This window comes from Phenylobacterium sp. 58.2.17, assembly GCF_026411515.1.
Taxonomy (GTDB): Bacteria; Pseudomonadota; Alphaproteobacteria; order Caulobacterales; family Caulobacteraceae; genus Phenylobacterium.
In genome coordinates this window covers 1-10,972 of the sequence record NZ_JAPMTQ010000072.1, presented here as the reverse complement: position 1 = coordinate 10,972, position 10,972 = coordinate 1, and the positions used below count along the sequence as shown (strand labels likewise).

General features: G+C 70.7%; 5 protein-coding genes and 1 riboswitch. Of the genes, 2 read left to right on the top strand and 3 right to left on the bottom strand.

All coding sequences use genetic code 11. The features are described 5' to 3' along the window. Positions 1-1,316: helicase HerA-like domain-containing protein (locus tag OUA97_RS22370; protein ID WP_267234299.1), on the bottom strand; the 1,316-nt coding region annotated here is incomplete at its 3' end. Positions 1,317-1,749: 433 nt separating this feature from the next. Here OUA97_RS22370 and OUA97_RS22365 point away from each other — a divergent pair. Next, complete coding sequence (locus OUA97_RS22365; protein ID WP_267234298.1) at positions 1,750-2,886, top strand: AI-2E family transporter; 1,137 nt, start codon at positions 1,750-1,752, stop codon at positions 2,884-2,886. A 178-nt stretch (positions 2,887-3,064) separates the two neighbouring features. Continuing rightward, positions 3,065-7,897, top strand: coding sequence for an NAD-glutamate dehydrogenase (locus OUA97_RS22360; protein WP_267234297.1), 4,833 nt, complete (start codon positions 3,065-3,067; stop codon positions 7,895-7,897). Between the two features lie 135 nt (positions 7,898-8,032). On the opposite strand, the gene purH is transcribed toward OUA97_RS22360, so the two are convergent. Next, entirely contained in the window at positions 8,033-9,625 is a 1,593-nt protein-coding gene (purH, locus tag OUA97_RS22355; RefSeq protein ID WP_267234296.1) for a bifunctional phosphoribosylaminoimidazolecarboxamide formyltransferase/IMP cyclohydrolase, read from the bottom strand. Positions 9,626-9,654: 29 nt separating this feature from the next. After that, positions 9,655-9,741: riboswitch (ZMP/ZTP riboswitch) on the bottom strand. 65 nt (positions 9,742-9,806) lie between these two features. Continuing rightward, positions 9,807-10,972, bottom strand: a 1,166-nt coding sequence (locus OUA97_RS22350) for a heparinase II/III domain-containing protein (protein WP_267234295.1), incomplete at its 5' end; no start/stop codon positions are given.

Genomic DNA, 10,972 nt, shown 5'->3' with positions numbered 1-10,972 from the left:
GTGCATCGAGCGTCCGACCAGGCAGACGCCGCGGCCGCCGCCGAAGCCGCGCGGGCCTTCAGCATCTCGAAGGCGCTCTCGCGGTCCTTGACGGTGTCGTAGAGCCCGCGCACCGGGCTCTGGCCCATGATCGCCGCCCGCTCGGCCGGGGTGATCGGGCCCAGGCGCGAGACCGGCGGCCGGATCAGGGTCTTCTGGACCACGGTCGGGGCGCCCTTCTCGTCGAGCACGCTAACCAGGGCCTCGCCGACTCCCAGCCCCTGGATCGCCTCGGCGGTGTCGAAGGCCGGGTTGGTCCGGAACGAGTTGGACGCCGCCTTCAGCCCCTTCTGCTCGGTCGGGGTGTAGGCGCGCAGCGCGTGCTGGATGCGGTTGCCCAGCTGGCCCAGCACCGTCTCGGGGATGTCGGCCGGGTTCTGGGTCACGAAATAGACCCCGACCCCCTTGGAGCGGATCAGCCGCACCACCTGCTCGACCTTCTCCAGCAGCGGCTTGGGCGCGTCGCGGAACAGGAGGTGCGCCTCGTCGAAGAAGAAGGCCAGCCGCGGCTTCTCCGGGTCGCCGACCTCGGGCAGCTCCTCGAACAGCTCGCTCATCAGCCACAGGAGGAAGGTCGCATAGAGCCGGGGGCTGGCGATCAGCTTGTCGGCCGCCAGGATGTTGACGTAGCCGCGCCCCGAGCTGTCGGTGCGCATGATGTCGGAAAGCTGCAGCGCCGGCTCGCCGAAGAACCCGGCCCCGCCCTGGTCCTCCAGCACCAGCAGCTTGCGCTGGATGGTCGCCACCGTCGCCGGCGAGACGTTGCCGTACTTGGCGCCCAGCTCCTTGGCGTTCTCCGAGGCGAAGCTCAGCGCCGCCTGCAGGTCCTTCAGGTCGAGCAGCAGCAGCCCTTCGTCGTCGGCGGCGCGGAACACCACCGTCAGCACGCCCTCCTGCACGTCGTTGAGGTCGAGCATCCGCGAGATCAGCAGCGGGCCCATCTCCGACACCGTCGCGCGGATCGGGTGGCCCTGCTCGCCGAACAGGTCCCAGAACACCGTCGGAGCGGCCTGCGGATTGAGCGTCAGGCCCATCAGCTTGGCGCGCTCATCGAACTTGGCGTTCGGCGTCCCCGGCTCGGCCACCCCGCAGAGGTCGCCCTTCACGTCGGCGGCGAACACCGGCACCCCGGCGTCGGACAGTCCCTGGGCCAGCACCTGCAGCGTCACGGTCTTGCCGGTCCCCGTCGCCCCGGCGACCAGGCCGTGACGGTTGGCCCGGTTGAGCAGCAGGTTTTCGAGGTGATCCGAGAAACCGATCAGGACGCCGTCGGACATGGGGAACTCCGCAAGGTTCGTGTCCGGCGAAGCTAGCGGGCCGCACGCCCGACGGCGATAGGCTTTCCGCATCACTTAATGTCATCCTCAATTCGGAGCGAAAGAGTCCCTGACCGCCGCCCAGCCGGCATCCGGGATGACGCTTGCAGCGCATCCATTTCCGCCCCTCGTCCGACCCCGCTCGCGACCGCCGCCGCCCGCAAGGTCGGAGAGAGTTCGCTCGGTGCGAAGGCATCGCTTCGCATTCCTGATCAATGTTCACGAAAACTCATTGCCGAATTTTCTGCGGAAGCGGTGAGGATAAACCGCAGGAGCACGTCTTATCGGCATAGACACTCCCCACGTCGGTCGAACCGGGGTAGGGATGGTCGAAATTGACGCGGCAGGCTCCGACACTGACAGTCTCGGAGAACCACCACCGCAAAAAGATCTCATGTCCGTCCGAGCCTCAGAGTCCCATACGGTCCGCGTCTCCCTCGTCATCCTGGCGGTGATCGCGACCGGTCTTGCCCTGTACCTGCTGCGGGGCATCCTGACCCCTCTGGCGCTGGCCGTCTTCCTGGCGGTGATGATCGACGGCTTCGCGCGGGTGATCCGGGCGCGCCTGCCTTGGGTGTCCGAGAAGGCCGCGCTGCCGGCCGCGATCGTGCTCTCGGTCCTGCTGTTCGGCGTTTCGGGCCTGATCGTCGCCGAGAACGCCAGCACCTTCATCGGCCAGCTGGTCACCTACACCCCGCGGCTCAACAATCTGATCGCCCAGATCGCCGGCCTGTTCGGCATGGACGTCCCGCCGACCCTCAGCGACCTGTTCAACCGGCTGAACCCCAGCGCCTACCTGGCCAATTTCGCCAAGGGGCTGCAGGGCTTCGCTTCCGACGCCTTCTTCATCCTGATCTATCTGGGCTTCATCATCGCCTCGCGGCGCGGCTTCCAGCGCAAGGTGGTCGGGCTGTTCCCGCACCACGCCGAACGCAACGAGGCGATGACCGCCTTCCGCCGCATCCGCGACGGGGTCGAGCAGTATCTCTGGGTGCAGACCGTCACCGGCCTGATCATCGCCGTCGCGTCGTGGATCGCGATGATGGCGATCGGGCTCGACAACGCGGTGTTCTGGGCCTTCCTGATCTTCATCGCCTCCTACATCCCGGTGATCGGCGGCGCGGTCGGCATCCTGGCCCCGCCGGTGTTCGCCCTGATCCAGTTCGAGAGCTTCTGGCCGGCGATCATCCTGCTGGCGGTGCTGCAGGCCATCCAGTTCGTGGTCGGCAACATCATCCTGCCGCGGATGCAGGGCGACAGCCTCAACATGGACCCGATCGTCGTGCTGCTCAGCCTGGCCTTCTGGGGCCTGATCTGGGGCATGACCGGGATGTTCCTCTCCACCCCGCTCACCGTGATGGTGATGGTGATCCTAGCCCAGTTCGACGGCACCCGCTGGCTGGCGGTGCTGCTGTCGGCCGACGGCCAGCCCGAGAAGCTCCGCGACCGCCATCTCGTCGCTGCGCCGACCGAGCAGCCGGTCGCCAAACGCACCCGCCCCCCCTCACGCAAGCGTGAACCCAAAGACTGAAAACCAAGGCCTTCAACTTGTTCGCTTCCTTCCTATCTAAGGTCCATTCGGGCGCCCCCCGAATTCAAGGCGGCTCCGGCCGCTGCGAGCCCCGAGCGCTCCGCCTTCCCCCCCAAGGCGGGGCCACGCGCCGCCGGACTCTCTCCTCCGGCGGCGCCCTCGCATCGGGGGCCTTCCGATGAGCAAGCGACCCAAGCTGACGAGCGCCCAGCGCGCCCTGGTCACGGCCTTCACCGCCCTGGCCGGCGACGCGCCTGACGCGGCCGCCTTCATCGCCCAGGCCGCCGAAGACGCCGCCCCGGACGAGCTGCCCGAACTGCCGGGCAAGGCCCTGGCCGCCCTGCTGGCCGACTTCTGGGCCTTCGCCGCGACCCGCAAGGGCGAGGCCCCGATCATCCGCCTGGCCCCGGTCGAAGGCGCTCCGGCGCTCGAGCGGCTGGAGATCATCCAGGACGACGCCCCGTTCCTGGTCGACAGCGTGATGGGCGAGATCGCCGATCAGGGCCTGTCGGTCCGCGCCATGTTCCACCCTGTGGTCGAGGTCGCCCGCGACAAGAAGGGCGCGCGCCAGGCCGACGGGCCGGGCCGCCGGGAATCCATGATCCAGGTGATCCTCGAGCGGGTCGGCGCCGACCGCGAGGCGGCCCTGGTCGAAGGTCTGCGCGCGGCGCTGGCCGACGTCGGCGCGGCGGTCGACGACTTCCCCGCCATGCTCGAGCTGATGGCCCGCACCATCGCCGAACTGCAGGAGGCCCCCGCCGGCCCGACCCGCGACGAGGACCTCGAATTCCTGCGCTGGCTGCGCGACGAGCACTTCGTCTATCTCGGCGCCCGGGTCTACGAGTACCCGCGCCTCAAGGACGGCGGCTACGCCAAGGAAGAGCCGCTGTTCCAGCCGCAGGACGGCCTGGGCGTGCTGCGCGATCCGGCCCGCACCGTGCTGCGCCGCTCCTCCGAGCCGGCCCTGCTGACCGCCCAGGTCCAGGCCAGCCTCGCCTCGGACCCGGTCATCGTCGCCAAGTCGAACCTGCGCTCGCGGGTCCACCGCCGCGGCTACATGGACTATGTCGGCGTCAAGCGTTACGGCGCCGACGGCAAGCCCTCCGGCGAGATCCGCTTCGTCGGCCTGTTCACCGCCGAGGCCTATGACGAACCGGCCCACGCCGTGCCGCTGGTCCGCGCCAAGGTCGCCAACGTCCTGGCCCGCGCCGGCAAGGCGCCGGGCAGCCACAACGAAAAGCGCCTGCGCAACATCCTGGAGACCTATCCCCGCGACGAGCTGTTCCAGGCCTCGGAAGACGACCTGCTGGCCGCCGCGCTCGGCATCCTGCACCTCTACGACCGCCCGCGGGTGCGGCTGTTCGAGCGGCGCGACCCGTTCGACCGCTTCGCCTCGGTGCTGCTGTTCGTGCCGCGCGACCGCTACGACTCCGACCTGCGCCAGCGCGCCGGCGAGATCCTCGCCGACGCCTATGGCGGCCGCGTCTCGGCCTACTATCCGGCCTTCTCCGACAGCCCGCTGGCCCGCGTCCACTTCATCATCGGCGTCCAGCCCGGCCACCACGCCGAGCCGAACCTGAAGTCGCTGGAGGCCCAGATCGCCGCGGCCGCCCGCACCTGGGTGGACCGCTTCGCCGCCGCCGTCCGCGCCTCGGGCCGGGCGACGGCGCAAGTCGCCGACATGGTCGCCCGCTACGGCGAGGCGTTCACCGCCGGCTACCGCGAGCGCTACGACGCCGAGGAGGCCCTGGCCGACATCGCCGTCATCGAGAGCCTGCAGCCGGGCGAGAGCGTGCGCATCCGCGCCTTCCGCCGGGCCGCCGACTCCAAGACCCAGCTGCGCTTCAAGCTCTACCATCCCGGCGCGCCCGCGCCGCTGGCCGACGTGCTGCCGATCCTCGAGAACATGGGTCTCAAGGCCATGGTCGAAAGCGGCTATCCGGTCATGCCGGCCGGCGGCCGACGGGTCTACGTCCACGAGTTCGAGCTCGACGACCAGCACGGCGAGCACCTGGTGTTCGAGGACGTGAAGACCGCCTTCGAGGACGCCTTCACCGCCGTCTGGACCGGGACCACCGAAAGCGACGGCTTCAACCGCATGGTGCTGGAGCTGTCGATCTCCTGGCGCGAGGCGGCGCTGATCCGCGCCCTGGCGCGCTATCGCCAGCAGTCCGGCCTCGATCCCAGCCAGCGGGTGCAGGAAACCGCGCTCTCCAACCACCCGGGCGTGGCGCGGCTGATCCTCGACCTGTTCCGCACCAAGTTCGATCCGGCCACGGGCGCCGACCTGCCCGCCCGCACGGCCCAGGCCGTCGCGGTGATGGACGAGATCGTCCAGGCCCTGCAGCAGGTCGACAGCCTCGACGACGACCGCGTGCTGCGCCGCCTGGCGCTGCTGGTCGGGGCCATCAAGCGCACCAACTACTACCAGCTGGGCGCGGACGGTCAGCCCAAGCCCTACATCAGCTTCAAGGTCGCCTCGGGCGAGCTTTCCGACCTGCCGCTGCCCAAGCCCTATCGCGAGATCTTCGTCTGGGCGACGCACATCGAGGGCGTTCACCTGCGCTTCGGCCCCGTCGCCCGCGGCGGCCTGCGCTGGTCCGACCGCCGCGACGACTTCCGCACCGAGGTGCTCGGCCTGGTGAAGGCCCAGCAGACCAAGAACGCGGTGATCGTGCCGGTCGGCTCCAAGGGCGGCTTCTATCCCAAGCAGCTGCCCAAGGGCGGCGCGCCCGACGTGGTCCGCGCCGAGGCGATCCGCGCCTACACCACCTTCCTGTCGGGCCTGCTCGACATCACCGACAACCTCGATCCCGAGGGCCAGGTGATCCGTCCGGCCGGCGTCATCGCCCATGACGGCGACGACCCCTATCTCGTGGTGGCCGCCGACAAGGGCACGGCGACCTTCTCCGACATCGCCAACGGCATCGCCGAATCCTACGGCTTCTGGCTGGGCGACGCCTTCGCCTCCGGCGGCTCGGCCGGCTACGACCACAAGGAGATGGGCATCACCGCCCGCGGGGCCTGGGAAGCGGTCAAGCGCCACTTCCGCGAGCTGGGCAAGGACATCCAGTCCGAGCCGTTCACCGCCGTGGGCGTCGGCGACATGTCCGGCGACGTGTTCGGCAACGGCATGCTGCTGAGCCAGCAGACCCGCCTGCAGGCCGCCTTCGACCACCGCCACATCTTCCTCGACCCCGATCCGAACCCGGCGACCTCCTACGCCGAGCGCCAGCGGATGTTCGAGCTGCCGCGCTCGTCCTGGGACGACTACGACCGCAAGAAGATCTCCAAGGGCGGCGGCGTCTTCGCCCGCAGCCTGAAGTCGATCCCGCTCAGCAAGGAAGTGAAGGCCATGCTTGGCGTCGAGGCCGACAGCCTCGCCCCCTCCGAGCTGATGACCGCGATCCTCAAGGCGCCGGCCGAGCTGCTCTATCTCGGCGGCATCGGCACCTATGTGAAGGGCGGGCGCGAGACTCAGGCCGACGCCGGCGACAAGGCCAACGACGCCATCCGCATCAACGGCGCCGACCTGCGGGTCAAGGTGGTCGGCGAGGGCGCCAACCTCGGCTTGACCCAAGCCGGGCGCATCGAGTTCGCCCTGCGCGGCGGCCGGGTCAACACCGACGCCATCGACAACTCGGCCGGGGTCGATAGCTCCGACCACGAGGTCAACATCAAGATCCTCACCGGCATGCTGGAGCGCACCGGGGTCCTGGCCCGCAAGGCGCGCGACAAGCTGCTGAAGTCGATGACCGACGACGTCGCCGACCACGTGCTCGACCACAACTACGACCAGACCCTGGCGCTCTCGCTGATGGACCTGGACGCGGTCGGCGAGCTCGAACCCCACGCCCGCTACATGGCCCACCTGGAGGCCCGCGGTCAGCTCGACCGCGCGGTCGAGGGCCTGCCCGACGCCGGCGTGATCGCCGAACGCCGCCAGGCCGGAAAGGGCCTGACCCGTCCGGAAGAAGCGGTGCTGCTGGCCTACGGCAAGCTGGAGCTGAAGGGCGACATGGCGCACAGCCCGGTCGCCGACGACCCCTATTTCGAGGACCTGCTGGAAGGCTACTTCCCGAAGGGGGTGCGCAAGTACGACGAGGCCCTGCGCCGTCACCGCCTGCGCCGCGAGATCATCGCCACCGTGGTCGCCAACGACGCCATCAACCGTTGCGGCCCGTCGTTCCCGACCCGGCTGATGGCGGCGGCGTCCTGCGACGTCACCGCCTTCGTCACCGCCTATGAGGCGGCCAAGGCCGTGCTCGGCGTGCCGGCCGCCTGGGACCAGGTGTCGGCGCTCGACGGAAAGATCCCGGCCGCCGGCCAGATGGCCCTCTACCGGCGCCTGGCCTACACCCTGCGCGGCGAGACCTTCTGGCTCGCCCGCCGGGCGGCCCGCGGCGGCCAGGGCGTCGAGGCCCTGGTCAAGCGCTACGGCCCCGGCGCGGCGGCGCTGAAGAAGCTGGTCCCGGCGATCCTGTCTCCGGTCGAGCGCGAACGCCTGGAAGCCCAGGTCACGCGCCTGATCGACGCCGGCGCCCCCGAGGCCCTGGCCCGCCAGGTCGCGGGCCTGCAGCCGCTGACCGTCGCCATCGACCTCGTCGACCTGGCCGAGGCCTCGAACTGGAAGCTGGAGGCGGCCGCCCGCCTCTATCACCAGGTCGGCGCGGTCTTCGCCTTCGACCGCCTGCGCGCGGCGGCCGGCGGCTTCACGGCCGGCGACGCCTTCGAGCGCACCGCCGTCCGCCGCCTGGTCGAGGACCTGCTGGCCGAGCAGGCGGCCGTCACCCGCGCGGTGATGAGCTTCGCCGACAACGCCAAGGCCGGCGACAGCGACGAGGCCGCCCAGGCCGCCATCGCCGCCTGGACCGCCCAGCGCGCCGACGTCGCCCTGGCCGCCCGCAAGGCGGTCGAGGAGATCGAAGCCGCCGGCGGCGCCTGGTCCTTCGCCAAACTCACCATCGCCAACGCGGCGCTGCGCGAACTGGCGAGCGTCGACGCGAAGTAGGCGCTGACCTTCACGGTCCAACGAAAACGCCGCGGATCACCCGATCCGCGGCGTTTCTCTATCTGTCATCCCGGTTCGGCGCAGCCGAAGACCGGGACATGAACACCTGATCTCGCAAGCCCCGGCGGGCCGTCCCTAGTGCCGGAACACCCGCACGCCGGTGAACACCATGGCGATGCCGCGCTCGTCGGCCGCCTCGATCACCTTGTCGTCGCCGATCGAGCCGCCCGGCTGGATCACCGCGGTGCAGCCGGCGTCGGCCGCTTGCAGCAGGCCGTCCGGGAACGGGAAGAAGGCTTCCGACGCGCAGGCCGACCCCTTCAGGTCCAGGCCGAAGTCGGCGGCCCGCAGCGCCGCGATCCGGGCCGAGTCCTTGCGGTTCATCTGGCCGGCCCCGACCCCCAGGGTCTGGCCGTTCTTCGCATAGACGATGGCGTTCGACTTCACGTGCTTGGCGATGGTGAAGGCGAACAGCATGTCGCGCACTTCCTCGTCGGTGGGGCTGCGCTTGGTCACCACCTTCAGGTCGGCCGCCGTCAGGTTGGCGGTGTCGCGGCTCTGCACCAGGAAACCGCCGGCCACCGAGCGGAACACCTCGCCGGCCGCGTGCGGGTCGGGCAGGCCGCCAGTGGTCAGCAGGCGGACGTTCTTCTTCTTGCGGAACAGGGCGACGGCGTCCTCGTCGGCGTCGGGGGCGATCACCACCTCGGTGAACACCTCCAGCACCTTGGCCGCGGTGGCCGCGTCGAGCTTGGTGTTCAGCGCCACGATGCCGCCGAACGCGCTGGTCGGGTCGCAGGCCAGGGCCCGCTCATAGGCTTCGGCCAGCGTGCTCCCGGTGGCCACGCCGCACGGGTTGGCGTGCTTGATGATCGCGCAGGCCGGGGCCGCCTTCGGGTCGAACTCGGCGATCAGCTCATAGGCCGCGTCGGTGTCGTTGATGTTGTTGTAGGAAAGCTCCTTGCCCTGCAGCTGCTTGGCCGTCGCCACGCCGGTGCGCGGGTTGGCGAAGCGGTAGAACGCGGCCTTCTGGTGCGGGTTCTCGCCATAGCGCATGGTCTGCACCAGCTCGCCGGCATAGGCCTTGCGGCGCGGGGCGTCCTCGCCCAGCGCCTGGGCGAACCAGGCCGAGATCGCCGCATCGTACGCCGCCGTGCGGGCATAGGCGCGTGCCGCCAGGGTCTTGCGCAGGGCCAGCGAGGTCGCGCCGGCCTCCTTCAGCTCGGCCAGCACCGCTTCCAGGTCGGCGATCTCCGTGCAGATCGCCACATAGCCGTGGTTCTTGGCGGCCGAGCGGACCATGGCCGGTCCGCCGATGTCGATGTTCTCGACGCAGTCCTCGAAGCTGCCGCCCTTCGCGACCGTGGCCTCGAACGGGTAGAGGTTCACATAGACGATATCGATCGCGCCGATGCCGTGCTCGGCCATCGCCTTGGCGTGCTCGGGCGCGTCCCGCACGCCCAGCAGCCCGCCGTGCACCACCGGGTGCAGGGTCTTCACCCGCCCGTCCATCATCTCCGGGAAGCCGGTCAGCTCGGCGACGTCCTTCACCGGCAGCCCGGCGTCGGCGATCGCCGCGCGGGTGCCGCCGGTCGAAACCAGCTCGACCCCGGCCGCGGCCAGCGCCTTGGCGGCCTCGATCAGTCCGGTCTTGTCGGAGACCGAGATCAGCGCGCGTTTCGGAACGACGCGGTCGGGAGCGGGCGGGAAATTCGGGGCGGCGGGCACGGCGCAGTCTCCTTCGAAGGGTTCAAAAAGGAAAATGCCCAGGCGAGCGGCGTGATGAGGTCCCGCGCTCCCCGGTGGTCGCCCACCTTAAGATTTCGCCAGTCACACGGAACGCCGCCGACTTAGGCCCCCCGCGCCCCAGGGTCAATGCGGCAGGGCGCCATTCCCGAACCCGTGGGAGCTACGCCGTCGCCGGCGCCGCGCTCGCCAGTTTCCAGCGCAGCTTGGCGCCGCTGTCGGCCCGAGCCTGGCCGCGCAGCACGATGTGCTGGGTGCGCCGCGGCTTGCCGTCCTGGAAGTAGACGCCGGTCTCGATGTCGGCGGCCTGGGCGTCGTTGCGCAGCCACCAGCCGTGGTCGTCCTCGCCGCTGCGCAGCAGCACGCTTTTCCCGTCCCGCGCCAGGCTGGCGCTGACGTCCGGGTGCACGTGAAAGCGGACCTTGAACGGGATGAACCGCCGGCCGGCCTGGCCCATCTCGCCCGGCTTGACCGGCGCCAGCATGTCCTCGCCGCGCAGCTCGTCGGCGACCAGGTCGAGATAGAGCCGCCGCTCGTGGCGCAGGCCGAAGCGCCGCGCCCAGCCGTCATGGGCCAGCTCCAGCCACAACGCCTGCTCGGTCTCGTAGCGGCGCGCCTCGACATGTTCGTAGGCCCCGACCAGCCGCGGCCCCAGGGCGGCGGCGCGGAAGCCGCGCAGCGGCTCGCCGCACGGCTCGTCGGCGATCGACAGGGTCGAGGAGGCGTCGACCAGCCGCAACGCCTGCGGACCGGCGGCTTCCGGCGACCAGGCGCTGGCCGCGATCAGCCGGCGGCCGTCGGCCAGCACCTCCATGGCCAGCGGCTGGGCGCAGGCGGTGACGCTCCACGCGCCCTGGGCCGGGGCGGCGGCGTCGGCCAGGATCTGCAGGCTGCGGCCCTGCAGCCGGTGATAGCCGTTGCGCGCCGCCGGCGGCTTGGCGGCCCCGCCGCCCTCGCCGGCCCGCACCGCGGCCACATAGCTCCGGGTGCCGGCCTCGCCGCCCTGCAGCTCGGGCAGCGCCCCGTCGGCCAGGGTGAAGAACCGCACCGCCCCGGCCAGCCGGTCGATGGCCCGCATCATCTCCTCGGGCGCCGGACGGCCGCGCTGCTCCAGCGCGTCGTCCAGGATCCGCAGGTCGTAGAGCAGCTCCAGCGCCGCGCGCGGGCAGCGGCTGGCGTGGCCGCCGTCCGGGGCGACGCTGACCGGCAGCGCTTTGACCAGCCGCATCAGGCCGTGCTTCAGCAGCCGCTCGCCGGCCTCGCCGCCCCCCCCCGCACCCACCCCCACCCCCCCCCCCACAACAAAAACAACCCCAGCAAACCCCCCCC